Genomic DNA, 25,539 nt, shown 5'->3' with positions numbered 1-25,539 from the left:
CGGTCGACCGTACCGGTCAATCTGACCGCTGGTCATCTCGCACTGAGTCCAGCCGCTGGACCGCGAAACCCGCACCCCTGATGTTCGCAAGTCGTGTGGTCGCCCCCACCGCCAGCAGCTTCTTTCGCAACCGGTGAATGGTCACTTCGAGGGCGTTCGGTGTGACTGCATCACCCAACCCCCAGCCCGCATGTTCGAGCGCCCCATGGCGAACCGTCCGGCCCGCGGCCTTCAAGAGAACAGACATGATCTGCAATTCGGCGGGTGCAAGCGGGATGGACTGGTTGCCGCAACGCATTGCATGTTGCTGTGGATCGATTGCAATATCGGCGAAGCTTTGAATCAGCGTCGTCATTTCGGGGGGCCTGCGCATCAGCGTTCGAACGCGTGCTACCAGCTCACCCATCTCGAATGGCTTGGTGACGTAGTCGTCCGCGCCAGTCTCAAGCCCTTCTATCCGATCGTGCAACGCATCCCGCGCTGTCAGCATCAGGCAGGGCGTCATGGCTCCGGCGGCACGTAACGTCCGCAGGAAAAGTAGCCCGTCGCCGTCGGGCAATCCGCGGTCAAGGATCATGACCGAGTAGTCGGCACGGCTTAGGCCATACGCTGCTTCAGAGAGACTGCTGAAGATATCGGTTTCGATTCCCGCGCCGGACAACGACTGCCGGATCATACCCGCCAGGCGGGCATGATCTTCGATCAGTGCAATTCGCGACATATGTCCGGTTCAATTGAATTGGTAGAGATAGGCGATCTTGGCTTCAGGAATGAATCGCCTGCCGACGATCGGGCTGTCGGTTATTCCGCTACCCAGGTGCGCTACGCTCAAATCAAGGCTCACGAGCTGTTGGCGCGTTACGCGATAGTCGAACTTGGCGCCGGCTGATTCCTTGTAAGTGGCTGTCCCGGTGTATGCAGGTCGTCCGGCTCGCGCCTCCGACGTCCTTACGCCATAGTAATAATCAACGTATTTGCCGCTGAGCCAACCGGCTCCTGCATGGGGTTCCATAGAGAACCTACCATAGTCCAGGGTCTTGCCGAACTCGATATCAGCCTTCTGGCCTTTGTTTCCGCCAGTCAGGTACTCACCCGACAGATCGCCGTACTGCGTCTGCCATTTGAATGCAGGGCCCAGCCAGAATGCGGCACGACGCGTTTGCATCCCATTCAGTATGGGTGCGTCGGAGCCCTTGTAGCCGTCTGCGATCGCGTAATTACCGCGCAGGGTGAACGCAACGCCGCCCCATTTTCCGACCTTCAGATCAACGGTGGTGCCAATTGCGTGGATCCATTTGTCGTCGAAAAAGAAGAATGGAACGGGCGTTATATGCGTGCCATATCCTTTGTAAGGTGATTGCTCGAAGGCCGCGCCGCCGCCAAGTCCCCAATGGGTGACGTTCGTGGCATTGTTCAGAATTGCAAAGCCGGTTGTGTCGGCGTTAGGCACATTCGCACCAGGACCCTCTGCCCAGGCCGCGCCCGAAACCATCAGAGCGGATGCGGCGGCGAATAGCAGTTGATACTCGCGACGAAGGTGTTTGTTCACAGTGGTGCCTTTTATGGGGTGGTCGTTGGGGCGTACTGTATGACCAAGGCACTTACTGCTCACTTACTCGATGATCAATCGCTGCTATGGAAGAGGGATGGGCGGGTTAACTATTTTCGACGTCGCGGGATAGCTCGTCGGGTTGCTACGGTTAGCAATGACGTGGGAGCAACGCTCGCCACGTCCGCACTAAACAGGATTCCGGTCGCTTTGGACGCTCGAGTCTATCGAAGTGGAATGCGCGGCGGCAGAGCGACCCACAAAACGCCTGGAAAGAAAACCGCGTACTGGCTCTTCCACATATTTCGTCACAACGATGGCGCTTAGGAACGTCGTAGCGCTCGCTACCAACATCGGTGCGGCTGCAACCGGGTTCGTTGTTCCCATGACCATGTACACCACCTGTCCTATCGGATAGTGAAGCAAATAGATTGGATACGAAAGCCATCCGAGGAAACGCGCTGTTTGTATCTCGACCGAGGACATACACCGGACCGTCGATCCGAACAACACCAACCACGGCGCGACGCAGAAGATAATAAGCATCGGATAGAAGCCGCGCAGCGACATGGGAAACAGGAACAGGACTAGTACAAGCGCGTACAGCACATAGATGTTTGCAAACACCCTGGGTATCATTGCCGTTGCAGATCCAACGCGCGTATTCTTAATATTATAAAGAAGCACTCCTACCATAAATCCAAACGAGATCCGAAAAAAGCCGCCGTAGAATCGGCTGCTGGACCAGCCTTGCTCAAGATCGACCAGCCCATGACCATGAGTTGCACGCACCGTCATTACGCTGAATGCCAGCAACATGAGAGCGCTGAAGGCGATTCCAATCATTTTCGTCCGGGTACTAAAGCGCACTACGACCACAAACGCCAGACTTGCCAGCACTTCGAAGAAAAGCGACCAGGCCGGTGGATTGCTAGGAAAAATGACACCTGTCGAGAATGATGCTGTCGACACGTCCTTAAGGCTGTGCATAGTGGCCGCACCGAAATCGCCCATATACGGAACGACAAACATATTCTCAAACGTTGAGGTGACGATACTTCGGGCTGGATAATTCGATAAGCCAACCGCCCCCGCCTCGATCAAAACAGGCAGCCCGATCACTAAGGAAATCAACAACATCGGGTATAGACGGATCAGGCGTCTTTTCACATACTCCACGCGTGTCATGCCGCTTAGGAGGCGCGCACCGTAAGAATGTGCGATGACAAAGCCGCTCAGCATGAAGAACAGATCGACAGCTTCATAGGCGTTCTTGAACACCTCCTCCTGGCTGAAATGGGAGATCATGACTGCGATAGCGGCAACGCCTCTCAGCCCATCGAGCGCGTCGAATCTAGTGTGTGTCGCGGACATCGGTAGGCCTCTTTATTTTTGCAAACTTATAAGCAGTCTTGACTTGTCCGTCGTTACTGCAATAATGCCGCTCAATTTACCATTGGTGGAAACAGCGTGATGTGCGATGGAGTACGCACCCTTCGAACTAAGAGTGGATCGGACAACATCTTCGAAGGCTTAATGACAAGAGCGGCACATTGTCGGTCGACCGCGTCGGGCACGCGTCACCCCTAAAGCGATGGTCAACTTTCTTAATCACGGCCATTCAATTTGGCACGCCCCTATCTTCTATTTCAGCGCCGCCGTGGATTGCGCAAAGGCCTCGCGAAACATCGGCACCAGCCGCTTGTTGCCGAATTCGCTGAGATGATCCGCGTCGTAGTACAACGGCTTAAGCTGCTGGCTTCCCCAGCAACGCCCGCGGTCGCACATCCAGCGTTCGGGATCGAGCAGCTTCACGCCGCACTGTGCGGCCGCGGCCTCCTGTGCCGAGCGCACGACCGCGTTGCGCGTGTTGTAGTCATCGAGCGAGATAGACAGGTCGGCGGTACCCCGCCTGAATATCAACTGGCGCGACATCGCCTGCGGAACACTGAATGGCATTTCCGGTACCGGCTGCACCAGATACACCGGACGGGACTTCGCGATCAAGCACGTCGACGCAACCAGATGCTGCGCAAACTCCGCGAGAAACGCGGGCGTCGGAGAATCGTACACGCGCGAAAAGTAGACAAGGGGATGGTGGCTGAACGCGCTGCCATCGATCGGCCCGAACGCGTAGTCCGACGTACGGTTGACGATGAACACCGGGATCGCGGGGTCGATCGAAGCCAGCTTGCGCAATGCCCATTCGTTAAAGTCAGCACAGGGCTGACCAGCATCTTCCCCGCCAGGGACGGCATGCTCGCCGTAGAGCGTCGGGCAGCCCGAATAACTCAGCTCCATGACCGCACCGCCGCGCAATGCTTCCTGGACGGCGCTTACCATAGCGTCCGCGTGGCTGTCGCCGAGCACGACCGCCCGCAGTGGACCACTGCCGAACAGGCAAGCGGGCGATGTGCTGCCGGATGCAGCGAGGCACTGGTCACGCACCGGGCTGTGGTCGAGCTGCTCGTCCGCGGCCATGTCCCATTGCTGCGGCACCCGGTTCGGCACGTGCTGATACCGGGCAGCAACCGCACCAAGCGTCACGCCCGCCAGCGCCGCGCCGAGACACAGAAGGCGCGCAGGCTTCGCAAACCGTGCGAGATGCTCGCGCGAAGGCCGTTCTACGAACTGATAGGACGCTTCGCCGAGCAGCAGCGCTGCGGCAATGCCGATAGCCACGCTCGCGAAATCGTGCTGCCGATCGGAGTAGACCAGCAACACCGACACTGGCCAGTGCCAGAGGTAGAGCGAATACGAACGGGTGCCGAGCCATTGCGCGACAACGTTGCCGGTGAACGGCGAGCGCTGCCTCGATACAGCAATCACCAGTGCCGCTCCGAGTACAGGCAAGATTACGAAGCCACCATGCCACCTTAGCCCGGAATCCATACGCACGATGGCCAGTGCGATCAGCGCAAGTCCGACGGCTTCAAGCATGCCCGCGAGCGCAGCGGGCAACTCGCGCCGTCCGGCGCAGAACCAGACCATTGCGCCCGCCAGCAATTCCCACGCACGACTCGGCAACAAAAAGAACGCGGCGTCGGGCCAACGCTCGGACCCGTAAACCGAGCAGCCGAGCGACGCGACACCCACGGCGGCCAACAGCGCGCACACGCCGGCCTTGCGCCGCCAGCGCCACGCGAACGCTGCCGCAACCGGCAACAATAGGTAAAACTGCCACTCTACGGACAACGACCACCTTTGCAGAAGCCAGTTCTCATGCGACGCTGTGTCGAAGTAGCCGGAGCGTTTCCAGAACAGGATGTTGGAGACGAACGTGAGCGCGGACACAACATTGAGCGAGAGCGCCCGATAGTCGACGCGCACAAGCCAGAACCAGCCGACCGCGAGCAGCACGGCACACAGCGCGAGAAGGGCCGGCAAGATGCGCACAGCACGCGCCAGATAGAAGTCGAGAAGCGAGAACCGGTCGCGCTCGAGCGCCGAGACGACAATTCCGGTCATCAGGAATCCTGAGATAACGAAGAACACGTCGACGCCGACGAACCCTCCAGAAAATCCCGGTATGCCGAAGTGAAAGAGCACGACCGGCAGCACCGCCCATGCGCGCAGGCCGTTAATGTCGTAGCGGAACGCTGAGCGGACAGCTTCCTCTGTGCGCTGAACGCCGGTAAATCCGCTCTCAACGACTGATTTTGTTATTTGCATCGAGTGCAGCCCTTTAAGTGGGATATCGAACACACGGGCATGGCGAGCCCCAATCTCGTCATGGCAACCGTTTCCCCTGAAGATTCCGCTCGCACAATAACCGAGTCGCCTGCATGCTTCAGCAAAAATAATTTCGGTGGGTACGCTAGCGCACGAGGTGGTTGCGCGGCCGCTCGCCGGGGCTCTTGCAGATACCTTCGCGCAAAGCCCCGCGCTCCTTTCAATTGCATTTTTCGACCCACCGACCCATGAGGCCAGCTCCCCGATAAATATCAATTTGACTACCTTGCATAAACAGGTAGCGTGTTATATGTTTAAGCTATTCACCGAGTTCGCACATGACCGAATCGATCCAGGTTCAATTGAAGAAAGGGGCACTCGATCTGTGTGTGCTCGCCCTGTTGTCACGTGGGGAGAGCTACGGCTACGAGATCGCCAGCACGCTCGCCGGTGCCGTCGGCATGGGCGAAGGCACGATCTATCCGCTGATGCGCCGCATGCAGAACGACGGGCTGGTCGCGACCCGCCTGGTCGAATCGGCCAGCGGACCCTCGCGTAAATATTATCGGCTCACGCCCATGGGCCATGACGCGCTTGAAGCGCATCGGCGTGACTGGCGCGCCTTCGTGGCCGCAGTCGATCAACTTCTCGGAGACCAGACGTGAACAGTGAAGCATTCTTGCGCACGCTGCGAGCCGGGCTCGCCGGCCTGTCGAAGCAGGAGGTCGACGAGATCATCGCCGACTACGAAGCCCATTTCGCCGAGGCGCGCGCGTCGGGTCGCAGTGAGGCGGAGGTCGCCGAGGCCCTCGGTGATCCGGCGCGGCTCGCCCGCGAGTTACGCGCCGAAACCGGCCTGCGGCGATTCGAGTCGCACCGCAGCTTTGCCAACCTCATCACGGCCATGCTTGCGCTGGCAGGCCTCGCGGCGGTCGACATCTTCTTCCTGATGCCACTGCTGCTCGTCCTCGCAGCCATTGCCCTCGGGATTGGCATCGGCCTCGCGGCGCTTGGCGCTGTGGGGGCACACATGATCTTCACCGTCGTATTTTTTGCGCACGGTGGCTCGTTCGTTGGCGGCGTGATCCGCTTCGTGGTCGGTATCGGGCTGATTGCGTGCCTTGTCGTCGGCGGCTCGCTGCTGCTGATGGGACTCGGCGCAGGCGTGCGAACGCTCGGACGCTATATGCGATTGCATTACCACCTGCTCGACCCCGATGAGGACAGGACGCAAGACTCGGATAAAAACATTTCGACGCAGCCGCGGAACGCGACCAAGCGACCGGCATTGTTTGTAGTCGCGGGATTGACCGCCGCCGTCGCGCTTGTTGCTCTCCTTGCGCTAGGCAGTTCGCTCGCCGGATCGCATCGGGACAGCGGTGCGTCGTGGTGGCGACATGCGGGATGGGGTTGTGGTCCGACATGGCTCGACCGGGCGTCTGCAAGCGGCGTCAATGCCTCGGCCCCTGCCAGTACCTCGCCCGCCTCCGTTACGTTCCCGTTCGAGGCGAACGACCGCATCGACATCGATCTGCCGGCCTCTGTCAGCTATCAGCCTGGCCCCAAAGCCGAAGCGACCGTGACGGGCGATTCTTCTGTCATCAGCCATGTGCGCATTGTTGATGGCCGGCTCGGCTTCGATAACGATCTCGAATGTGCCCCGCTTGCGCATCTCTCGGTTCGCCTGACGGCCCCGTCGATCGCAGCGTGGGGCATCAGAGGCAGTAGCGCACTCGTTCTTTCGGGTATCGATCAGCAGAAGCTGCGATTGCACATCACAGGAAGCGGCCATGTTGTCGCGAGTGGCGCCGTACAAGTTGTTGCGCTCAATGTCGCGGGTTCGGGCGAGGCGGAACTGCAAGGCCTCTCGGCGAGGTCTGCGGAGATCGTGGTCCATGGCAGCGGCGAAGTGCAGGTCGCGGCAAAGGATAGCGCTGACGTTGTCATCCGCGGCAGTGGTGTCGTGAAGCTGCACGGCCAACCCGCGCAGTTGCATTCGGCCATATCGGGTAGTGGCCGTATCGAGAACATGCCCTAGCGACAGAGCACGCCAGGGTCTTCAAGGAGACGTTCATGATCAAGTCTGCCAGCCGCCGCGATATCCTCAAACTAGCCGGAGCTGCATTGATAGCGAGCCATATGCCTGTATTCGCCCAATCCGTTTCCTTGGCAGCGAAGCCCTCCGTTGCCTCCGGCTTCGCACCCGATCTCGATGCCCGCTTCGAGGCCTTTCGTACCAGCACCTCGCTGCCCAACCTCCACAGCGTCCTGGTGTTGCATGAAGGGCGCATCGCCTTCGAACGCTATTTTTCGGGTCTTGATGAAACCCGGGGCCAAGCGCCTGCGGAAGTCGTGTTCGGTCCCGACACTCAACACGACCTGCGCTCCGTCACCAAGAGCCTCGTGTCGTTGCTCTACGGCATTGCGCTCGCGGACAAGCGCGTCCCGCCGGTCAATACGCCGCTCCTGTCGCAGTTCCCGGAATACCCGGACCTCGCTAGAGATCCGCAACGGGCGAATCTCACGATCGCCAATGCGTTGACCATGACGCTCGGCATGCAATGGAACGAGCAACTTTCGTATCTGGATCCGGCCAACAGCGAGACGGCGATGGATGCGGCTCCCGATCGATATCGCTACGTGCTCGCACGGCCGATAGTCGCCGCACCGGGCGAAGTCTGGATCTATAGCGGCGGAGCCGTTGCGCTGGTCGCGCGCGTGATCGAGAAAGGCACTGGGCAAGCACTGGCGGACTATGCGCGCTCCGCTCTGTTCGAGCCGCTTGGCATCGACAAATTCTCATGGGTGAAAGGAACGGATGGAGAGGCCATTGCCGCGTCCGGATTGCGCCTGACGCCGCGTGAACTCGCGCGTGTAGGACAATTAGTGCTCGCCCGGGGTCAATGGGACGGCCGTACGATCGTGCCCGCGGCCTGGCTCGACGCGAGCTTCAGTCCCGCCGCCACTGTGCGTGACGGACAGTCATATGGCTACTTCTGGCGAGTCGGCGAAATCGCTTATCCGAGCAAGACCGGAATTCGCGGCGAACGCTATGTTTTGGGTTTGGGTAATGGCGGACAGCTACTGGCTATCATTCCAGCACGCGCACTTGTGGTGGTGGTCACAGCAGGAAATTACAACGATCGAAAAGACTGGCAAGTGCCCGACGAAGTGCTGCGCCACTTCGTGCTGCCCAGCCTCATGGTGTGATGTATCTATCCGTGAATGATCTACATCCGCCTTCTCCGCATCAAGCACAGGAATCCTTATCGTATGTCAACGCGTCCTGGCCAGGCAACGCTGCGCACCCGCTAATCGTTGTCCTTCGCAACGACCGCGCCCGCAATTTGATGGCGCGCCAGGGACGCCCCGACAAAGCCCGATGCTTTCATGTCGTCGACAAACGTCGACAGATACGCGGCCGCTTCATCGCCCTTTGCTTTTGGCACCCCCATCGCCTGACGGATCACCATGAAACGTTGATCGAGCAGCCGCAATCCGCCGGCCTTCGCGGCGTCGCTTTCGAGTTGTTGCCTGACGCCTGCCGCCACGTCCAGATGCTGACTTAGAAAATCTTGCACCACTGCGGGGGATGTCGGAATCCGCACTATCTTCGCGCGATGCAATTCGCGCGTGAGGAACAGGTCGTATGCGCTGTCCTTGCCAACAGCCACAGTGACTCCCGGTTGGTCGACCTGATCGTTGGTGGTGATCGGCGACGTGTCGCGCACCAGGTAAAAACCTTCGATCAACACATACGGTTTCGTGAAACTGATTTCTTGTCCGCGCTTCGGATCGACGGCAAAGAAACCGACATCGGCCTTGTCCTGGTTGACGTTATCCACCGATGCTCCCGCCGACTTGACCACGACCAGTTGCAGCGGCACACCGAGACGCCTGGCGAGTTCGGTGGCGAGATCGACCGATACGCCGACCGCCTTGCCAGTTGCCGGATCGATGCTCGCCAGCACCGGATTCCCAAGATTGATAGAAGCGCGCAACGCGCCGCCAGGCGCAAATGCTTTCACGATGGATTCACTAGCCTGCTGCGCGGATTGCGACGCGGTTGGCGGCGGGATCGCACCTTGGGCCTGCGCGAACGCAGGAACGCATAGAGCGGCGTTGACTGCCAGCGTAGCAATGAGGACTGCCCGGCGTTTCATCGTTGAAAACTTCGTCATCTTGAGATGCCCTTTATTTAGCTTTAGCGAACCCGCGTGACCTTATGCATGACTGTCTGGCGAAGATGTGCGTTATCGCATATCGGCGCGAAGCTCCCGCACCCCACGGCCCAGCCTCCGGCGCAACAGAGTCCGCAATGTCGCCGAGTCGGCGTAGCCTACCTCGCTCGCAATGGTCTCGACGTCGTAGCCAATAGACACGAGGTGCCGTGCCCGTTCGATCCGAAGGTCCTGGAAAAATGCCAGCGGCGATTTGCCGAGCACCGCCTCCGTGCGGCGTTGCAAAGTGCGAGTACCGACGGACAATGTGCTCGCTGCGTGCTGAAGCGAAAATCCGGAGGAGAGATTGTCGCGAGCCCATCGCTCGAATTTCGCAATCAGCGGATCGGCATGGGCAAGGTGATCCGGAACAATGTATTCGGCCTGGGATGAACGTGTGTCAACCAGCATGAAGCGGGCGACGAGTGTCGCCAACTCGGGACTCGCCTGTCGCACCAGCCAAAGTGCAAGATCGAGATGGCCCATCATAGCTGCGGCAGTCACCACGCGATGCGACGCGACAACCATGCGGGAATCGTCCAGTCTGACAGTCGGGTAGCGTTGACGGAAGAACGGCGCCAACGGCCAGCTGGTTGTCGCGTCGCGATTGTCCAGAAGCCCGGCTTCCGCGAGCACAAACGTACCAATACACGCCGCTGCGATTCCGATGCCCTCAGCGTTGCAGGTGCGGAGGTACGCCATGGCGTCGCGCACGTCACTGCGCCCCAGCGCTTCGATCAGACGCTCCGGTTGTTTGGCATTCAGCGCAGGTACGACTACCCAATCCGGCTGACGAACGGTGCTTGCCGATTCGACCGGTGTGGACAATCCGTGCGCGGTACGGATGCGTCTGCGCACGCCCACGAGGCTTACGTCGAAGGGCGGTGAGGCGAACCCCTGGGCGACGGCGAGTTCGTTCGCCGTCCCGAAGGTATCCAGCAGAACGGTAAGCCCAGTATCGAATACTCCGTCGAGCGCGAGGATAGCCAGTCTCATGTCACAAATGACTCGATTAATGTCATTTGTGACTATAGCCGTGTACAGGTTCAGCGTCTAGACTGCGTAGCAATGCGGCCTCGGTGTTGCGCTTGGCTGGGCATTCAATCCGCTGGGACAGAGTTGGCTCTTGCAAAGGAAAGTATATGAATAGTTCGATACACACTGGCCTCGACCGCCCGGTCTGGACCGCGCTTACGACCAGGCAGGCCCATCTTGGGAGCGGAGACGCACTTGCCCGTCGATACCATCCCGATGTGGCTCCGTTCGCCGCTTTGGCGTCCGAAACCCCTGCTGCTTACGAGGCGCTCCATAAACTTCTGCTGCCTCAGGACCAGGTCGTTTTGCTATCCACGGGTCCTTTGAGTCAAGTCGATGCACTGCAAATAACGCACGTGGGCATCATCCATCAAATGGTCGCTACCCGTCTGGAAGCTGGAACCACGGATACTCAAGAGTTGATCCAACTAAGCAACGTGGATGCGAAAGACATGCTCGATCTCGCCCAAAAGACCAAACCCGGTCCTTACAGCAAGCGAACAGGCGAGATGGGCAACTACATTGGCATTCGCGATCAGGGACGTCTCATTGCAATGGCCGGAGAACGGATGCGCTTCGACGGATACGTTGAGATAAGCGCCGTTTGCGTCGATGAAGACTGGCGTGGCAGAGGGCTTGCCGGTCGGCTCGTGAAAACCTTGGGCAGACAAATTGCGCAACGGGGAGATACTCCGTTTTTGCACGTGTTCAGTGACAATCGTTCTGCGATTGGGTTGTATGAACGTCTTGGCTTCGAATTGCGTCGCACGTTTCACCTCACGCGGATCGGACATGCAGATCCGGGGTCGGCTACCGCCCTTTGAACCTATGTTGTGAAAGGGCGAATGTGGGCCGAGCATCATCGAAACGATTAACCTCCGGCCCGCTTCGCGTTGTGGCCGAATTTTTTGAGCGCTTCGATGATCCGCTCGCAATGGTCACCCTGCACTTCGATCACGCCTTCCTTGACTGTTCCACCGGAACCGCAGGCCGTGCGCAATTGCTTGCCGAGTAATGCCAAGGCAAGCGGATCGAGCGCCAGCCCTTTGACGAGCGTGACGCTCTTCCCGCCCCGGCCTTTGGTCTCGCGAGTCACCCGCACTACGCCATCACCTACCGGCAGTGTCTTGGCAGCCGTCTTGCAGATACACTCTGCGAGCGCTTGCCGGCATTCGGGACACATCCGCCCGCCATCGGTGGAATAGACAAGGCCGCCTGTGGGACTGCTCTTCATGATTGGCTTACTCAAAATCGCTTAAGTCGAGAACCGGGAATCCGAACGAGTTTAGCAGGTGCGCCTTAGCAGCCGCCTTCGACCAAGTCCGGTCTCGAAGTACAACGGCCACACGACTATGCGACTAAATCGGCGTCAGGCGTTGACAGACGAAACACCAGCGCGCTTAAGAATATGTTGACCGCGCGACGACAGGTTCACAAATCGCAAACGCCTTCCGGCCTTTCGATAGCGCTCCTTTACCGCTTCAAATGCAACGATTGAAGAGTGATCGGCAACATGCGAATGCTGCAATCAACGATAACCTCTTCTGCATCGGTTAGGGGCTGAAAAAGGTCCTGCGAATTCGCGGTAGAGGCGAAAAACAAGGTGACGTGCAAGACATATGTCCGCGCACCTTCATTGCTGTTTTCACCTCGGCGCGTATTTCGCGCGCATGCAACATGATGTCACGCGATCTTCTGAACCCACTGGCTCCGCCAACCCGGTGCTTCAAAGGGATCCGAAAAATACTGGGTCTCGTGCATGACCTTGCCGTTGCAAAACTCCATGATGCTGACTGTGTAAGCGACTCGCCCGTTATAGGTGATGGCGTATTCCGTAACCCAGAGACTGCCCTCGCCTTGAATTCGCCTGACATCGAAACCTGACGGCTTACCCGGATGGTGACCCCGCAGCGCCTGCAAATTGCTTCGCCCAATAATTCGTTCACCTGATTGGGGATAGTCACAGATGGCGTCGTCATCGTAAATATCATGTTCCGCGTCGAGATCACCCGCCGCCGACGCCTCCCAGTGCGCATTCAGGGCTTCACGTATTTGTTCGTCCTGCATGGAGTGCCTCCGGATACCGTTCACGTCTATCTATTGCTTGCTCCGCGGAATAAACCCGGGACTGCCTGTCTTGACGACCTGGTTGAACCGTTGCCTTGTCTCAATCCGGTTGATCTCGTCGAACGCGTCTGCTGGAAGCGCGGAGACATCGAAATTCTCGCGCGCGCGGGCCGGGGTTTTGGGAGTGGTGAGCAAAGCCCCGCCGCGCTGGATCGCCCAGGCGAGCAGTACCTGTGCCGGCGTCGTTCCGGTTCGCGCTGCAATCTGCAAGACGACTGGATCCTCGAGCGGCCCCGGCCTGATTCCATGACCCAATGGCGCAAAGGCCAAAAACACGATCTCTCTCTCCTTGCAGAACTCCAGGAGCTCCGTTTCCGGAAGATACGGATGTGCTTCGATCTGCACCGCCGCCGGCTTGATTCGTGCCGATTCATAGAGAGGCCGCAATTCGTCCAAGCCGACATCGGAAAGTCCGATGGCCCGGCATCTTCCACCGTCGACGAGATCTTCCATCGCCTTCCACGTGTCCAGCAATGTCACGTCTTTATCGTAGATGACATCGCCGTTTTCATCGCGGGGATCCTGCTCGTCACCCGGTTGAAATGCAAACGGAGTATGTATCAGGTAAAGATCGAGATAGTCGAGCCCGAGCCTCTCAAGACTTGCGTCGAATGCCGCTTGGACACGCTCGGGCCGATGATTGGAGTTCCACAATTTTGTGGTCATGAAGATGTCTTCGCGCGCGATCCCTCCGGCAGCACGCCCTATCCGCAGAGCCTCGCCCACCTCGCGCTCGTTCTGATATCGCTCGGCACAATCGAAGTGTCGATATCCGGCTTCCAGCGCGTATCTGGTGGCATTGATGGTCGTAGCCGCATCGGGGATCAGCGTGCCAAATCCGAGCGCGGGCATACGCCCGTCTCCGTGATTAAGCGCAATTTTTTTGCTCCGAAAATCGGAAGACTCAATCATGGCGACAGCTCCGCACTAGTTCATGCCCTGCGAGGAAAGACCGACGCTTGAGCCTGCAATAGTGGCGTCAGGCCCATGACCGGATTGGTGTTGAATGTGTGACAGTTGAAGCTGTCAAGCCGGGCTTCCCGATGAAGTGTAGCGCATGAATTACCGGCCGGCAGCGAACGATTCCGTTGGTACGACACCGAGTTGGCGGGCGCCGGACAGCCTGGGCATGTTTGAACCTTTCCATGAAAACAGGACATCGACTCCCTTAACCCGCTTGGTCAGTTGGCCTCATCAGCCGGAGAACGAAAGAGAGGCCGGTGAAAACGAATCCGACTGCACACACGCCGGTCCAGCCGGCCGACGCCCACGCAGCGCCGGAAAGCGCGGCTCCCAACGCGCCGCCGACGAAAAAAACTCCGACGAACAAACCGTTCAGCCTTCCGCGCGCGGCGGGATCCATCAGGTTAATCGCACGTCGTCCCAAGGTCTGGTCAGTGACAACGTCTGCGTCAAGCGCGGCCGCCCCCGCGACGAGGATCGCAACCGCCAGAACAGGATGGGCGCTCGCCGAGAAGCCTCCCCATCCCGCGCCTGCCATGCCGATTCCCACAAGCGCCGCGAGCATCGTCAGGTGGCCGGCAAGCAGGGCCATGCGACCCCACCCGCGGTCTCCCGCGCGGCCGGCGAGCGGCGTCACGATCACACCCGCCGCGCCCGCGAGTGCGAACAATGCGATGCCGTTCATATCGAAGCTGAATGGCGGCTGCACGAGCCGCAGGCCGATCGCAGTCCAGAACGCGCTGAACGCGCCCATCACCAACGCCGCCGATGCAGCGTTCCGTTGCAGCACAGGCTCAGTGCGCAGCAATGTCCAGAGCGAGTACAGGAGGGCCGGGTAACGCTTCGGCATGGCCGGCAGGCGCGCAGGCAGCTTCACATACAACACGATAGCGACGAGTGCATCGGTCACCGCTGCAAGCCCGTAGAAAGCACGCCAGCCCGCTGACCCGGCAATCAAGCTCGCGGCCGGTCGTGACAACAGGATGCCGAGCATCAAGCCGCTCATCACGTTGCCGACTGCACGTCCACGGTGACTTTCCGGCGCCATCGAAGCGGCCATGGGCACCAGCATCTGGATCACGCTGGTGGCGGCGCCCGCCAGGAAGACAGCGGCCAGGAACAATACGCGTGACTCGGTAAGCATCGCGATCGCGAGAAAACCGGCGCAGCATGCCAGTGTGCGTACGATCAGCCGCCGGTTCTCCAGCAGGTCGCACAGCGGCACGAGCAGCACCAGGCCGACCGCGTAGCCCAGTTGCGGCAGCATGGCCGCGAGGCCGGAGAACTCAGGCGCGAGATGCAAGCTGCGGCTGATCGCGCCGGTCAGCGTCTGTGCGGCAAACAGGTTCATCACAATCACGCCGACGGCGGTCGCGAAGAAGACAGTCAACGGCCCCGTGAGTCTGCGCGGGTCGTCGGCGTCCGGCGTCGTGATGGCACGGGCGGGACTTTCTGCTGATGGATTCATCGAACGGGTTCTCAAAACGGGATCTGAGAAGCCATCCTAGTGATGCATGTATTATGCGACAATTGAAATATGTTGATAATGATTATGCGCATTGTCTTTGAATACGCCTTTGGAGCACCCGTGTGAATACGCGAGATCTACAAGCGTTCGTTGCGGTTGTCGACAGCGGTTCGATGGTGCGCGCGGCGGAAAAACTCCATCTCACGCAGCCTGGGCTGACACGGCGCGTGCAAAATCTTGAAACCATGCTGGGCGTGGAATTGCTCGATCGCCAAAGCAAGCCGCTCAAGCCGACCGCCGCGGGCAACGAGGTGGTTGCGCTGGCGCGCACCGTGTTGCGCGCGGTGGACGATCTATTGTTGGTGGCCTCTCCCGAAAGCGAGCCGTCCGGCGAGTTGAGAATTGGAATGCCGCCGTTTCTGGCGGAAATGGCGCTCGAAAAGCCTGTCGATCTCCTTCGCTATGCCTTTCCCCGGCTTACGCTGCGCGTAACAGCGGGTTGGTCGCCGGCTTTGATGCAAAGCGTCGAACGGGCTTCACTCGATGCATCCATCGTGTTGATGCCGTCCGGCACCGCACTACCCGAGACGCTGCGCGCTACGCGCCTCGCGTTCCTGCCAACGGTGATCGTCGCCGCCCGCACCCTCGGTCTGCCCGATACGCCAGTGACATTGGCGGATCTGGCCCGTTACGAATGGGTGCTGAACCAGGATGGCTGCGGGATGCGCTCGGTGTTAAGACGTGCGATGGAAGCGGCTGGCTTGCCTTTCAATGTCGCCGTTGAGGCGTTTGGCTCCGAGTTGCAATTGTCTCTGGTAGCACGTGGCCTGGGTATCGGACTCGTCACGCCGGACATGCTGCAACGCACGCTGCATCGTCCGGCGCTACAGGTGATCGAGACCACTGACTTTCGCACGGGAGTCGATGTGTGGTTCGTTCACGGTTCCGTCCCCGGCCGGCTCATGCGGGCTATCGATCTGTTGCGCTCTTCGCTCACCGAGGTGATCACCGAAGGAATGGTGGTAACGCACGGGGAAGGCATGGATTCATCACATAGTTCGATATCCTGAATTTTTCGGGAACGGCTCGCGGTTAGCCGAAGAATTTTGGATGCACACGGCGTTGCTGAACGATACCGGCAACACCGTGCGCTCGGTCATGCTGCCTTGATCAGTCCGAGTTGCTGCAAGGCGGTCACGCCGTCGTCCAGACCGATCTCCTCGACAATCTTGCCATCTTTCAGACGGAGCACGGTCGTGCCGGTGAAGCGCATTTTCCGGCCAGTCGCAGCCGGCAACGATCCAATCAGGAAATCGTTGAATGCCGGACCCGTATGCGTGCCGCCACCCTCCCAACGGCCGACCACATACTCCCCCTCGGCGATGAGATCAGCGGCGCCCCAGAAGTTCAGGTCCGGGAACGCCTCGCGGAAATCGACCATGAACGCCTTGATGTCCTCGCGCCCATGGCGCGGCTCGTGCAACGAGTAGCGCAGAAGCATGTCAGGAGCAGCAAGTTCGTCGACGATGTCGAGGTTGCAGGTCTTGCCCCAGAAATCGGTGAACCAGCGGCCTACGATGGCCTTGTTGTCGTCTTCCCTGGACATGGTGAATTCCTCAATGACTGTGGTTGAAGAAGAGCGGCACGATCGCCTCTCTCTGCCTGAACCATATCGACGCAAGCGCTCCGGCACCCTCCGTTTCTTGCGGCAATATTCGAAGGTTGACGATTGACGCAAGTACAGATGTGCGATCAAGGACTACCGTTCTGCCGGCTGAAAGAGCTTGCGGTTCGCTCTGACGTATTCACCTACCGTCATTGGCTTTCTACCGGTTAAAGCCTCAATTGCATCGTTGTTCCCGGCGAAATCCCCGTTCTGGTAGTCGCGATAGACTGCAACAATATGCTGAATGAAATGCTTCGGCATCCCGATCGAATTCAGCCGCGCGCTAAAATCGTCGAAACTCTCGGGTTCGTAGCGGATCTTTCGGCCCAATGCCTCGCCAACGGCGCTCGCGAGCTCGTCGTGATTCATCTCCACCGCCCCGAAGAGCGGGTAGGTCTTGCCGGAATGGGGCGCTGGGTCGAGCATGATATTGGCGATGGCGCGTCCCTGGTTTTCCGCCGAGATGGGTGCGTGGCGCCCGTCTCCCGCCGGAACCTTGATGAGATCGTGGTTTGCGATAAGCGGCAGTTGGAACCCGTACGTCAGCCATTCCATGAAAAAGGTGGGACGCAGATGCGTAACAAGAACACCGGCCCAGTCGAATACGCGTTCTCCGTACCAATGCGAACGCGCAGCGAGGCTCACGGCGTCGGCCCTCGCAGAAATCTGCGACATATTGACAATGGAACGCACCCCTGCGGCTATCGCGGCCTGCGCGAAATAGGCGCTTGCATCGACGAGTTGCGGCTGCATAATGGGATATACGAAGTAGGCGCTGGTCACTCCCTGAACGGCTTTTTGAACGGCAACGTTATCGAGAAGATCGCCGAAGACAACCTCGACTCCTTTGCTGCGCAATGCCTCGGCACGGTCGTCGTCGTTATGTACGAAGGCCCGAACCTTCGATCCTCTCGACAACAAGTGGTCGATGGCGCTCCGGCCGGTGGCGCCCGTTGCGCCTGTTACTAAATACAGTTCATTGCTCATTTCTTGCTCCGAATATGATATTTAATGTTCGTAATCCTACATATATTGAATGGACTCTCCTTCCAATATTCTTCGCCCACGCTGCCTTGTGACTTAAGATGCCCTGCTATTTTCTACCGGCTTTGCGCACCGCCCAGGGCTGCCAACGGAGATAACGGACCCAGTGGAATCAGGTCGAATTCCATTAGATCCGCCCTGCCGAGCGGCAACTGTGCAAGTGTTTTGCGTGCCTCATTCACATCGGTCATATCAAGGATAAAAACGACACTGGCCTGGTCCTTGCGGACGTACCACTGTTCAATCTTTCCTCCGAGGTAAAGTTTGACCGTCTCGCGAACTTCCTGAGGAAGCACCGCTCCGATAGCACCGGGCGTCGACTTGGACGTCAACCGGCCGATCACAAGTATTCTGGTGGTGGGAACGTCAGGTAATCCGAGTGAAGCGGGCGTTTGTGCGGGTTCGGCCGCCTGTGCGAAGCTGAAAGCAGGTATGGAAAGCGTCAAAATGAACGCAATTGCAGCCGTCGCCAATCGTTTCGGTACCTGCAGAGCAGGACCGATTGCTCTTAAGTTCATGGTTTTCTCGATGGTCATGAGATCTCCTTCAAGGGTTGCTATTTGGTGTATATACAACATTGGACTTAAAAAAAATGCCATCGAAGCGACGGCGTCAATCAGAGGCAAGCGACGCATCAATGCGGCGAACTCCAGACGGATTCCGATGCTTTGTGAACTGCCCTGACTCCATCCGGCCCAAGCAACTTGCCGGCTTGTTTCTGTGCGGCCCGCCAATCCGGAAGCACGGCTTCAATCTTCGCGTTGCCTGCTGCCGTGAGCGCGACTTCTCGAATTCCCTTTGCATCCGAGGACACTGCCTCAACCAACCCCTTCTGTATCAACAGATCCAGATTGCGCGACACGGTAGATCGTTCCAGTTGAAGTACCTCGCCAATCTTACCCGGAGCGCAAGAGCCAATTTCTCCCAACGCCGTCAGCATGTTGACTTGGGCAACCGTCACATCATGGCTTGCCATAGCCTGTTCGTAGATCGCCGACACCGACCGCGCGACAATACGAACGCGCATGGCCAGACAATTGCTGATGATTTCGCGGACGGCGCTACGTGTAGTCATGAATCGAACCAGGTTTGTTGATCGACTCATTGTTGTAGATACAACGTGCATTGTCAAGTTTATTTTTGCCGGCTCTATCGAGTGCTTTCGGTGCTCGCGGATTGGCGAAATGCAGAACGAATTCCGCATAGGGGCCATTCGCCGCCGGACTCGTTACCGGAAACGCCTGAAAAAGCTGCGAATGTCAGCCGCGAGAAGTTCAGGTTCTTCCATTGCCGCGAAATGGCCGCCACGTGGCATGTCGGTCCACTGCGCGACATCGAACGCTCGTTCCAGCCAAGCGCGCGGCGGATGGTTAATCTCTTTCGGAAAATGTGCGAAGGCCACCGGCGGCAATATCCGTTGTCCAGCGGCTAAACGGATGGGTTGCAGGCGGTTTTCCCAGTACATTTGAATGGCTGAACCAATGCTCTGGGTGTACCAGTAGAGCGATAAATTGGTAAGCAACTCATCTTTCGAAAATCTGCGCTCGATAACCCCGTCGCAATCGCTCCACGCGCGAAACTTCTCCCCGATCCACGCGGCCAGCCCGGCCGGTGAGTCGTTAAGCGACGCGGCTAACGTCTGCGGTCTCGTGCCGTGCATGTGCGCATAAGCGCCCTCGAGCGCAGCCCACTCACTCTTCGCTTGAAGGTAGTCTTGTTCTGCGATGGTGAGCGGCGAACTTGCGGCGTCGATTCCGGGATCGTACGAGCTCGGCAGGAAGTTGAGATGAATGCCATCGACTACCTGGGCGTGCCGCAACGCGAGCGCGACCGACACCCCCGCACCCAGGTCACCACCCTGAGCGCCAAATCGCTCGTAGCCAAGACCTCGCATAAGCGATGCCCACAGATCGGCCACCTGAAACGCGGAGGTGCCAGGGGTCGCAGACGCCGGTGAAAACCCGAAGCCCGGGAGTGAAGGAATCACGACATCGAACGCATCGTTCGGGTCCGCACCGAACGCAGCCGGATCGCACAACAGATCAGCCAGCGCGTGAAATTCGAAGAACGATCCCGGCCAGCCGTGCGTGATGACCAACGGAAATGGCTTGGGTCCAACACCACGCCGATGAACGAAGTGCACGCGCTGACCATTCACGTCGGCCGTGAACTGCGGTTGCCGGTTCAGACCGCGTTCCGCGGCCCGCCAGTCAAAACCGTCGGCCCAGTACTCCACCAATTCCCGCAGCCATGCGGTGTCCGTGCCTTGTTGCCACGACGGGGACGGTGTCATGGATGCCCATCGGCTCGCGCGCAAACGCCGGCGCAAGTCGTCGATCTCAACATCGGACACGGAAATCTGAAATGGCTCGATATGCATGACACCTCCTCTGGACGGATGCAGTCAATTCTCCAACACCCGACTGTAAATGAAAGCGCGCCTGACAGCACAGCGTCCATGCGTGCGGCTTGACACGTATATACCTCACCGAGTATATATAGGAAATGGAATCGACATTTGCCATCATCGCCGAGCCGAGCCGCCGCGCCATCCTGAGTCTGCTTGCAACGTCCGAGCGGTCCGTGGGTGATATCGAGGAGGAGTTAAACCTCTCGCAGCCCTCAGTCTCAAAGCATCTGCGAGTGCTCCGTGAGGCCGGATTCGTGGAATCGCGCGTTGACGCGCAGCGGCGTCTATACCGGATCAAACCGGAACCACTCATGGAGATAGACGCGTGGCTCGCACCGTTCCGGCAATTCTGGTCGTTCCATGTGGACGCTCTGGAACGCCACCTTGATCAAATGGATCCTGTACCGCGCAAAAAGGGGAAGAAACGATGAGCAACCGCGACGAATACACGCCAGGCCCGGCCGCGGGCGCCGAAGTCAGGAAAGACGGGGAAAAGTGGACGCTGGTTCTCGTCCGCGAGTTGCGGCACTCGCCGGAGAAAGTGTGGCAAGCATTGACCGATCCGGCCAGTCTGCGTGAATGGGCGCCATTCGATGCTGATCGAAGCCTTGCCTCAGTCGGCCCAGTCAAGCTTTCAACGGTCGGCACTCCGACGCCGCAGATCTCGGATACGCAAGTGACGCGCGCCGATGCGCCGACTCTGCTCGAGTACCGCTGGGGCGAAAATGACATGCGATGGCAACTTGAACCGCTTGGCGACGGCACGCGTCTTACGCTCTGGCACAACATCGATCGCGGCTTCATATCGATGGGTGCAGCCGGCTGGCATATCTGCCTCGATGTGCTCGATCGGCTTGTTGGCAACGATCCCATCGGGCGTATCGTCGGTGGCGAAGCGATGAAATTCGGCTGGCCTCGCTTGAACACCGAGTATGCAAAGCAATTTGGTATTTGACTCGCAGAGTGCAGGGAGAGCGCTTGCCCTGAAATCAGGAAGCGCCTTGACGTTTTAGGAGGAAACAATGAAAAAATCGGCTTCGACCGAGAGCCAGCCGGCATCCGAGTTGATCGACAAAAGGATCATCGAGCTTGGCGACTGGCGCGGAGAGACGTTGGGCAGGATGCGCAAGCTCATCAAGGACGCGGACCCGGATGTCGTGGAGGAGTGGAAGTGGATGGGAACGCCCGTGTGGTCGCACGACGGGATCATCTGCACCGGCGAGTCTTACAAGTCGGTCGTGAAATTGACCTTCGCCAAGGGGGCTTCATTGAAGGACCCGGCGAAGCTCTTCAACTCGAGCCTCGACGGAAACACAAGGCGCGCGATTGACATCCATGAAGGCGAGGAGATTGACTCGGCAGCGTTCAAGACGCTTATCGGCGCTGCTATCGCTCTTAATTCCGCCGGTGTAAAAGCCAAGGCCAAGCCTAAGCGAGCGAAATAAGATTGTTTCTTAGGAGCCTCAATACGCGAACCTCAGACCAGTAGCGAAATGATCCCTCCAATGGTGAGTCCCGCAGCAATCCATCTTCCGGCCGTGTAGAACTCGTTGGTATTCTGTTTCGGCTGGTCGGGACGTTCGAGACCAAGCGTCCCGTAAGCAAGCGACTTGACCGCCGATACGTTGGACGCCGAGCCCTCGTCACTGCTCGCATCCTGACTAGCCATGGCGGCGCCTTCGGGCGAAATCGTGACGGCCGAGTCCTGTGTCACGACATCTGCCGCGTTGGTCGCTTGCGTTGTTTGTACCGGGTCGACGTTATCGTCCGATATAGACCGTTGGTCAGTCGCGGCACTCGAAGCCGATATCGTCCGCTCCTGAGTTGGCGACGACGCGGCATTGCCTATCTGCATAGCAAATCCCTCATCCTCTTAGTCGGCCTCTTCGGCTTATCGACTCAAGCGGTCGAATCTTTAGCGTTGGAAAGGATAGGTAAGGGTCAGCGCAGTGCGTCGTGAAAATCCGGGGTGGCTTAAGCCAATGCCTGCAGCAACTTCTGCCGCACTACCGCCGTAATCTCAAGCTGACGGTCGTTTTCGAACATTCCGATTACCCGCTTGAGCGGGCCGTAGGGAAGTTGTAGTGCTATCAGCGAATGGTCACGCGTCCATGCAACATGCTTAAGCAAAGGCACGATGGAAATCCCCACGTTTTGCCGGACCAGATCGATGATCGCGGCCACCGAGTTGACCTCGAGAATCTCCCTGGGTTTTATCCGCATGCGCCGCAGGGTCTGCTCGACTTTTGCCCCTGTTGGCGAGGTCCGGTCGAAGCGAATGAACGGATGACTCTTGAGCAAGGATGAGACGTCTGCCTGCGCCGTCGCAACCCGCGTGCTTGCAATCAGCATAAGGGGTTCTTCATAAAGCGGCGTCCATTGAAGATTGACAGGCGTCTCGTACGGTATCTGCACAGTGAGCGCGGCGTCTATCTCGCATGCCGCGACCTGCTCCGCGAGCTCTTTCGTATGACCAAGAACAAGCCGAACATCGAGTGCCGGATAGTGCGCCTTCAGGCTGACCAGGTTCTCCGACAGAAAGCCCATCGCCGAAACAATCGCGCCCACGGTAATGCTGCCGGCGATCTCGTGCCCCGTGTCCGCGTCGGCCAGCATTGCCTCATACGCCGTGACCAGCTTGCGCGCCTGCGGGATCAGCAAGCGGGCCGCCGGGGTTAGCGTGATGACTCGCCCTGACCGGGAGAACAGCGGCCGTCGGAACTCTTCCTCAAGCGCACGCATCTGTTGTCCGACCGCGGCCTGTGTCAATGCAACGCGACCCGCGGCGGCGGCGAAGGAGCCGTATTTTTCGACGGCCAGGAAGGTGCGCAAAAATCGAATGGTGCTCATGGAAATGGCATTCCGACGTTGCGAGACTAAAGGTCTAGTTTAGTTTGTGTAAATATAAATCAGTTAGTTTTTTTGAATGACCGACTGCACAATTGTACGGTGAACCATTCCACTACAAGGCTGCAGACATGACGCAAGCAATTGATCGCCCACCCGTAGACAAGGCCATCGAGCGCGGGCAGGCGTATTACGAACTTGGTTCGACGACCGTGTTCGCGGCGCGCCACGACCCGCGTTTCGCTTACACGATGTACGTGCCTGAAACCATCATGGAGTCGGGCAATAACGTTGAACTCGTCGTGGTCATGCACGGGACGGGGCGTCAGTTCGCCCACTATCGCGACGCGTTCGCGGAGTTCGGCCGCTGGAACAACTGCATCGTTTTATGCCCGCTATTTCCTGTCGGCGTGCGCGGTGACGGTAACCGCGACGGCTTCAAACATCTGATCGAAGGCGACATCCGCTATGACCGCGTGCTGCTCGACATGGTCGATGAGATCGGCGAGCGTTACGGCAAGCGCTTCGACCAGTTGGCGTTGTTCGGCTTCTCAGGCGGCGGGCAGTTTGCAAACCGGTTTGCCTACCTGCATCCGGAAAAATTATGGGCAGTGTCGATCGGCGCACCGGGCTCGGTGACGCTGCTCGATATCAAGCGCGACTGGTGGGTCGGCCTGCGGGGTTTCGAGCAGCAGTTCGGCAAGGCATTCGACCTCGACGCGTTGCGCCGCGTGCCCGTTCATATGGTGGTCGGCAAGGCGGATCTGGAAACATGGGAGATCACGCATCGGGAAGGTGGCCGCCATAACATGCCGGGCGCAAACGACGCCGGTGCAACCCGTCCAGAGCGTCTCAGGTCGCTCAGGGCGTCGTTCGAAGCACAGGGGGTCAGTGTTGAACTCGATGAACTGGATAACGTTCCACACAACGGCATGATGGCCGTGAGCGCGGTTCAGGACTTTCTCGCGGGCGTGCTGCGGGCGCGCCGGTCCAGCTAGTTCAACCTTACCCCGGCCGGGCGCATTCCTGTCATGCGCCAGTGGTGCATATCAAGCGTCATTTGCCTGCTCTCGAGCGGCGGCGCGCAGGAGGAGATGACATATGTATCCAGCAGGACACGAAGGCGCATCAACGCCCGCTGCACCTGACCCGCGTCAAGTCCGCCGCGCACTGATCGCCTCCGTGATCGGCAGCGGCTTCGAGTGGTTCGACTTCACGGCGTATGTCTACTTCTCGAAGATCATCGCAGAGGTGTTCTTCTCCGTGGGAAGCAGCGTGGTGTCGATGTCGCTTGCGCTTGCGACATTCGCTCTCGGATTCCTTGTCCGGCCGCTCGGCGGGGTCCTGCTAGGCATCTATTCGGATCGCGTGGGACGTACCCGTGCACTTTCGTTGGTTATGCTGATGATGTGCGCCGGAACGCTGATACTGGGTTTGGCGCCGGGTTACGCGACCCTGGGCGTCGCCGCTCCGCTCCTGGTCCTATTGGCACGGCTGATCCAGGGACTGGCGATCGGCGGGCAGTTCAGCCTCTCGTCGGTGGTTGTCGTGGAGAGCGCGCCGCCGGCCAAAAAGATGTTCTACGGCAGTTTCAATATGTCGTCGCAGGCGCTCGCCATCCTGCTGGCTTCAGGATGCAGTTATCTGCTCATCAATAATCTCTCTACGAATTCCCTCGTAAGTTGGGGCTGGCGCGTGCCGTTCCTGGTTGGCACGCTCATCGGGCCGCTTGGTTTTTACATCCGCCACAACATTGCGGAGTCGCCGGAATTCGAGGCCCTGCGCAAACAAGTCCGCACAGGTGCCGCGCGTGCTTTCCGGCTAGGCGACTTCGTGCGAGAACAGGGCGATGCCGCTCTATGTGCGATGGGCGTGATGATCATTGGCACGGCGTCCAACTATTTGTGGAACGCGTATTTGCCTTTGTATGTGGAACACCAACTGCATCTCCCGCTCAAGTCGGCCTTGCTTGGAACATTCATAGGCGGGGTCATCAACTTCCTGCTGTTTCCGGTCTCGGGCAAACTCGCCGATAAATTCGGCGCCTACCGGCTCTTCTATCCATTGGTGGTCAGCTGGTTGCTTTGCACGTTCCCGCTGTTCTGGTTCATTGTTTCCGCGCCATCGCTCACGCGCCTTCTCATCGCGCAAATTATCGCGTCGCTCTTCCAGGTTGCGATAGCGGGCCCGCACCCCGGTATGCTGGCGACAATCTTCCCGGCGAAGGCGCGTTCGACCGGCGTGGCGCTGTCATACAACCTTGCGGTAACTTTGTTCGGCGGCCTTGCGCCCCTGACCGTCTCGACGCTGACCCAAGCCACGGGCAGCCACTACGTTCCCGCTTTTTATGTCGTCTTTGCAGCCCTGGTTTCGCTTGCGCTCGTTGCGTTCACGCGTACCGGGCAGGCGGCCTTGGCTAGCGACCGCGCTAACAGTAAGCGGTTTTCCGCGGCGAAGCACGCACCCGCAGCGAACCTTCAGTCTTCCGATAGCTGACCCTCGCGTCCCCCCAGCACACGCGCGGCGCCAATTCGCTAC

28 protein-coding genes are annotated in these 25,539 nt (G+C 58.9%); 10 read left to right on the top strand and 18 right to left on the bottom strand.

The window, feature by feature from the left end; all coding sequences use genetic code 11:
* Positions 1-16: 16 nt before the first annotated feature.
* The 4 genes from ACSOSP_RS25070 to ACSOSP_RS25055 all read right to left on the bottom strand — a co-directional run bounded on the left by ACSOSP_RS25070 (position 17) and on the right by ACSOSP_RS25055 (position 5,221).
* On the bottom strand, positions 17-721 hold the full coding sequence (locus ACSOSP_RS25070) for a response regulator transcription factor (RefSeq protein WP_455313594.1): 705 nt from the start codon (positions 719-721) through the stop codon (positions 17-19).
* 9 nt (positions 722-730) lie between these two features.
* Entirely contained in the window at positions 731-1,549 is an 819-nt protein-coding gene (locus tag ACSOSP_RS25065; RefSeq protein ID WP_455313593.1) for a MipA/OmpV family protein, read from the bottom strand.
* Positions 1,550-1,738: 189 nt separating this feature from the next.
* Positions 1,739-2,923, bottom strand: coding sequence for an acyltransferase family protein (locus ACSOSP_RS25060; protein WP_455313592.1), 1,185 nt, complete (start codon positions 2,921-2,923; stop codon positions 1,739-1,741).
* A gap of 270 nt (positions 2,924-3,193) precedes the next feature.
* The gene (locus tag ACSOSP_RS25055) at positions 3,194-5,221 is read right to left on the bottom strand and encodes an acyltransferase family protein (RefSeq protein WP_455313591.1); all 2,028 of its coding nucleotides are present in this window, start codon (positions 5,219-5,221) and stop codon (positions 3,194-3,196) included.
* Positions 5,222-5,571: 350 nt separating this feature from the next.
* On the opposite strand from ACSOSP_RS25055, the gene ACSOSP_RS25050 reads away from it, so the two are divergent.
* The 3 genes from ACSOSP_RS25050 to ACSOSP_RS25040 are packed head-to-tail and all read left to right on the top strand — an operon-like array spanning position 5,572 to position 8,431.
* Positions 5,572-5,886, top strand: a complete 315-nt coding sequence (locus ACSOSP_RS25050; protein WP_455313668.1) for a PadR family transcriptional regulator — start codon at positions 5,572-5,574, stop codon at positions 5,884-5,886.
* The gene (locus ACSOSP_RS25045) at positions 5,883-7,259 is read left to right on the top strand and encodes a GIN domain-containing protein (protein ID WP_455313590.1); all 1,377 of its coding nucleotides are present in this window, start codon (positions 5,883-5,885) and stop codon (positions 7,257-7,259) included. Before ACSOSP_RS25050 ends, ACSOSP_RS25045 begins: the two co-directional genes overlap by 4 nt.
* A 35-nt stretch (positions 7,260-7,294) precedes the next feature.
* On the top strand, positions 7,295-8,431 hold the full coding sequence (locus tag ACSOSP_RS25040) for a serine hydrolase domain-containing protein (RefSeq protein WP_455313589.1): 1,137 nt from the start codon (positions 7,295-7,297) through the stop codon (positions 8,429-8,431).
* A 101-nt stretch (positions 8,432-8,532) separates the two neighbouring features.
* Here ACSOSP_RS25040 and ACSOSP_RS25035 read toward each other — a convergent pair whose 3' ends face one another.
* Together ACSOSP_RS25035 and ACSOSP_RS25030 are read right to left on the bottom strand one after the other, a co-directional pair.
* Positions 8,533-9,402, bottom strand: a complete 870-nt coding sequence (locus tag ACSOSP_RS25035) for an ABC transporter substrate-binding protein (RefSeq protein WP_455313588.1) — start codon at positions 9,400-9,402, stop codon at positions 8,533-8,535.
* A 72-nt stretch (positions 9,403-9,474) separates the two neighbouring features.
* Positions 9,475-10,437 carry a GlxA family transcriptional regulator gene (locus tag ACSOSP_RS25030; RefSeq protein ID WP_455313587.1) on the bottom strand — a complete coding sequence of 321 codons (963 nt, stop codon included), beginning with the start codon at positions 10,435-10,437 and terminating at the stop codon, positions 9,475-9,477.
* 146 nt (positions 10,438-10,583) lie between these two features.
* Between ACSOSP_RS25030 and ACSOSP_RS25025 the strand changes: the two genes are divergently transcribed.
* Positions 10,584-11,300, top strand: coding sequence for a GNAT family N-acetyltransferase (locus ACSOSP_RS25025; protein WP_455313586.1), 717 nt, complete (start codon positions 10,584-10,586; stop codon positions 11,298-11,300).
* A gap of 47 nt (positions 11,301-11,347) precedes the next feature.
* Here ACSOSP_RS25025 and ACSOSP_RS25020 read toward each other — a convergent pair whose 3' ends face one another.
* From ACSOSP_RS25020 to ACSOSP_RS25000, 5 genes are all read right to left on the bottom strand, one after another.
* Positions 11,348-11,710, bottom strand: coding sequence for a translation initiation factor Sui1 (locus tag ACSOSP_RS25020; protein ID WP_455313585.1), 363 nt, complete (start codon positions 11,708-11,710; stop codon positions 11,348-11,350).
* A 135-nt stretch (positions 11,711-11,845) separates the two neighbouring features.
* A complete protein-coding gene (locus ACSOSP_RS25015; protein ID WP_455313584.1) occupies positions 11,846-12,004 on the bottom strand; it encodes an STAS domain-containing protein in 159 nt (52 codons plus the stop codon).
* A 155-nt stretch (positions 12,005-12,159) separates the two neighbouring features.
* Positions 12,160-12,543 carry a nuclear transport factor 2 family protein gene (locus ACSOSP_RS25010; RefSeq protein WP_455313583.1) on the bottom strand — a complete coding sequence of 128 codons (384 nt, stop codon included), beginning with the start codon at positions 12,541-12,543 and terminating at the stop codon, positions 12,160-12,162.
* Positions 12,544-12,573: 30 nt separating this feature from the next.
* A complete protein-coding gene (locus ACSOSP_RS25005) occupies positions 12,574-13,515 on the bottom strand; it encodes an aldo/keto reductase (RefSeq protein ID WP_455313582.1) in 942 nt (313 codons plus the stop codon).
* 256 nt (positions 13,516-13,771) lie between these two features.
* Positions 13,772-15,034, bottom strand: coding sequence for an MFS transporter (locus ACSOSP_RS25000; protein ID WP_455313581.1), 1,263 nt, complete (start codon positions 15,032-15,034; stop codon positions 13,772-13,774).
* Positions 15,035-15,156: 122 nt separating this feature from the next.
* On the opposite strand from ACSOSP_RS25000, the gene ACSOSP_RS24995 reads away from it, so the two are divergent.
* Positions 15,157-16,104, top strand: coding sequence for a LysR family transcriptional regulator (locus tag ACSOSP_RS24995; protein WP_455313580.1), 948 nt, complete (start codon positions 15,157-15,159; stop codon positions 16,102-16,104).
* Positions 16,105-16,190: 86 nt separating this feature from the next.
* Here ACSOSP_RS24995 and ACSOSP_RS24990 read toward each other — a convergent pair whose 3' ends face one another.
* From ACSOSP_RS24990 to ACSOSP_RS24970, 5 genes are all read right to left on the bottom strand, one after another.
* A complete protein-coding gene (locus tag ACSOSP_RS24990) occupies positions 16,191-16,640 on the bottom strand; it encodes an ester cyclase (protein ID WP_455313579.1) in 450 nt (149 codons plus the stop codon).
* 153 nt (positions 16,641-16,793) lie between these two features.
* Complete coding sequence (locus ACSOSP_RS24985) at positions 16,794-17,687, bottom strand: NmrA family NAD(P)-binding protein (RefSeq protein WP_455313578.1); 894 nt, start codon at positions 17,685-17,687, stop codon at positions 16,794-16,796.
* A 113-nt stretch (positions 17,688-17,800) separates the two neighbouring features.
* Complete coding sequence (locus ACSOSP_RS24980) at positions 17,801-18,280, bottom strand: hypothetical protein (protein WP_455313577.1); 480 nt, start codon at positions 18,278-18,280, stop codon at positions 17,801-17,803.
* 98 nt (positions 18,281-18,378) lie between these two features.
* Positions 18,379-18,819 carry a MarR family winged helix-turn-helix transcriptional regulator gene (locus tag ACSOSP_RS24975; RefSeq protein WP_455313576.1) on the bottom strand — a complete coding sequence of 147 codons (441 nt, stop codon included), beginning with the start codon at positions 18,817-18,819 and terminating at the stop codon, positions 18,379-18,381.
* A gap of 153 nt (positions 18,820-18,972) precedes the next feature.
* The gene (locus ACSOSP_RS24970; RefSeq protein ID WP_455313575.1) at positions 18,973-20,124 is read right to left on the bottom strand and encodes an epoxide hydrolase family protein; all 1,152 of its coding nucleotides are present in this window, start codon (positions 20,122-20,124) and stop codon (positions 18,973-18,975) included.
* A gap of 125 nt (positions 20,125-20,249) precedes the next feature.
* Here ACSOSP_RS24970 and ACSOSP_RS24965 point away from each other — a divergent pair, with 125 nt between their 5' ends.
* The 3 genes from ACSOSP_RS24965 to ACSOSP_RS24955 all read left to right on the top strand — a co-directional run bounded on the left by ACSOSP_RS24965 (position 20,250) and on the right by ACSOSP_RS24955 (position 21,599).
* Positions 20,250-20,585, top strand: coding sequence for an ArsR/SmtB family transcription factor (locus ACSOSP_RS24965; RefSeq protein WP_455313574.1), 336 nt, complete (start codon positions 20,250-20,252; stop codon positions 20,583-20,585).
* Entirely contained in the window at positions 20,582-21,109 is a 528-nt protein-coding gene (locus tag ACSOSP_RS24960) for an SRPBCC family protein (protein WP_455313573.1), read from the top strand. The genes ACSOSP_RS24965 and ACSOSP_RS24960 overlap by 4 nt, the downstream gene beginning before the upstream one ends.
* A 67-nt stretch (positions 21,110-21,176) precedes the next feature.
* Complete coding sequence (locus tag ACSOSP_RS24955) at positions 21,177-21,599, top strand: DUF1801 domain-containing protein (RefSeq protein ID WP_455313572.1); 423 nt, start codon at positions 21,177-21,179, stop codon at positions 21,597-21,599.
* A gap of 32 nt (positions 21,600-21,631) precedes the next feature.
* Here the strand turns inward: ACSOSP_RS24955 and ACSOSP_RS24950 are convergent, their stop codons facing one another.
* Complete coding sequence (locus tag ACSOSP_RS24950) at positions 21,632-22,009, bottom strand: hypothetical protein (RefSeq protein WP_455313571.1); 378 nt, start codon at positions 22,007-22,009, stop codon at positions 21,632-21,634.
* Positions 22,010-22,128: 119 nt separating this feature from the next.
* Positions 22,129-23,004, bottom strand: a complete 876-nt coding sequence (locus ACSOSP_RS24945) for a LysR family transcriptional regulator (RefSeq protein WP_455313570.1) — start codon at positions 23,002-23,004, stop codon at positions 22,129-22,131.
* A gap of 128 nt (positions 23,005-23,132) precedes the next feature.
* Here ACSOSP_RS24945 and ACSOSP_RS24940 point away from each other — a divergent pair, with 128 nt between their 5' ends.
* On the top strand, positions 23,133-23,999 hold the full coding sequence (locus ACSOSP_RS24940) for an alpha/beta hydrolase (RefSeq protein WP_455313569.1): 867 nt from the start codon (positions 23,133-23,135) through the stop codon (positions 23,997-23,999).
* Positions 24,000-24,102: 103 nt separating this feature from the next.
* Positions 24,103-25,497 (top strand): MFS transporter, encoded by a 1,395-nt coding sequence (locus ACSOSP_RS24935; protein WP_455313568.1) that lies wholly within the window; start codon positions 24,103-24,105, stop codon positions 25,495-25,497.
* The last annotated feature ends 42 nt before the right edge of the window (positions 25,498-25,539 follow it).

The organism is Caballeronia sp. KNU42 (assembly GCF_053760385.1).
The sequence above is the reverse complement of the archived record's forward strand: the minus strand, read 5'-3'. Positions and strand labels throughout refer to the sequence as shown.

Bases quoted from the DNA above. Each gene is read 5' to 3' on its own strand.
- ACSOSP_RS25000 (WP_455313581.1), bottom strand. From the start codon at position 15,034: ATGAATCCATCAGCAGAAAGTCCCGCCCGTGCCATCACGACGCCGGAC.
- ACSOSP_RS25010 (WP_455313583.1), bottom strand. From the start codon at position 12,543: ATGCAGGACGAACAAATACGTGAAGCCCTGAATGCGCACTGGGAGGCG.
- ACSOSP_RS24990 (WP_455313579.1), bottom strand. From the start codon at position 16,640: ATGTCCAGGGAAGACGACAACAAGGCCATCGTAGGCCGCTGGTTCACC.
- ACSOSP_RS24970 (WP_455313575.1), bottom strand. From the start codon at position 20,124: ATGCATATCGAGCCATTTCAGATTTCCGTGTCCGATGTTGAGATCGAC.
- ACSOSP_RS25070 (WP_455313594.1), bottom strand. From the start codon at position 721: ATGTCGCGAATTGCACTGATCGAAGATCATGCCCGCCTGGCGGGTATG.
- ACSOSP_RS24985 (WP_455313578.1), bottom strand. From the start codon at position 17,687: ATGAGCAATGAACTGTATTTAGTAACAGGCGCAACGGGCGCCACCGGC.
- ACSOSP_RS24980 (WP_455313577.1), bottom strand. From the start codon at position 18,280: ATGACCATCGAGAAAACCATGAACTTAAGAGCAATCGGTCCTGCTCTG.
- ACSOSP_RS25005 (WP_455313582.1), bottom strand. From the start codon at position 13,515: ATGATTGAGTCTTCCGATTTTCGGAGCAAAAAAATTGCGCTTAATCAC.
- ACSOSP_RS24965 (WP_455313574.1), top strand. From the start codon at position 20,250: ATGGAATCGACATTTGCCATCATCGCCGAGCCGAGCCGCCGCGCCATC.
- ACSOSP_RS25040 (WP_455313589.1), top strand. From the start codon at position 7,295: ATGATCAAGTCTGCCAGCCGCCGCGATATCCTCAAACTAGCCGGAGCT.
- ACSOSP_RS24945 (WP_455313570.1), bottom strand. From the start codon at position 23,004: ATGAGCACCATTCGATTTTTGCGCACCTTCCTGGCCGTCGAAAAATAC.
- ACSOSP_RS24935 (WP_455313568.1), top strand. From the start codon at position 24,103: ATGTATCCAGCAGGACACGAAGGCGCATCAACGCCCGCTGCACCTGAC.
- ACSOSP_RS25055 (WP_455313591.1), bottom strand. From the start codon at position 5,221: ATGCAAATAACAAAATCAGTCGTTGAGAGCGGATTTACCGGCGTTCAG.
- ACSOSP_RS25020 (WP_455313585.1), bottom strand. From the start codon at position 11,710: ATGAAGAGCAGTCCCACAGGCGGCCTTGTCTATTCCACCGATGGCGGG.
- ACSOSP_RS24950 (WP_455313571.1), bottom strand. From the start codon at position 22,009: ATGCAGATAGGCAATGCCGCGTCGTCGCCAACTCAGGAGCGGACGATA.
- ACSOSP_RS25035 (WP_455313588.1), bottom strand. From the start codon at position 9,402: ATGACGAAGTTTTCAACGATGAAACGCCGGGCAGTCCTCATTGCTACG.
- ACSOSP_RS24955 (WP_455313572.1), top strand. From the start codon at position 21,177: ATGAAAAAATCGGCTTCGACCGAGAGCCAGCCGGCATCCGAGTTGATC.
- ACSOSP_RS24960 (WP_455313573.1), top strand. From the start codon at position 20,582: ATGAGCAACCGCGACGAATACACGCCAGGCCCGGCCGCGGGCGCCGAA.
- ACSOSP_RS25030 (WP_455313587.1), bottom strand. From the start codon at position 10,437: ATGAGACTGGCTATCCTCGCGCTCGACGGAGTATTCGATACTGGGCTT.
- ACSOSP_RS24975 (WP_455313576.1), bottom strand. From the start codon at position 18,819: ATGACTACACGTAGCGCCGTCCGCGAAATCATCAGCAATTGTCTGGCC.
- ACSOSP_RS25025 (WP_455313586.1), top strand. From the start codon at position 10,584: ATGAATAGTTCGATACACACTGGCCTCGACCGCCCGGTCTGGACCGCG.
- ACSOSP_RS24940 (WP_455313569.1), top strand. From the start codon at position 23,133: ATGACGCAAGCAATTGATCGCCCACCCGTAGACAAGGCCATCGAGCGC.
- ACSOSP_RS25060 (WP_455313592.1), bottom strand. From the start codon at position 2,923: ATGTCCGCGACACACACTAGATTCGACGCGCTCGATGGGCTGAGAGGC.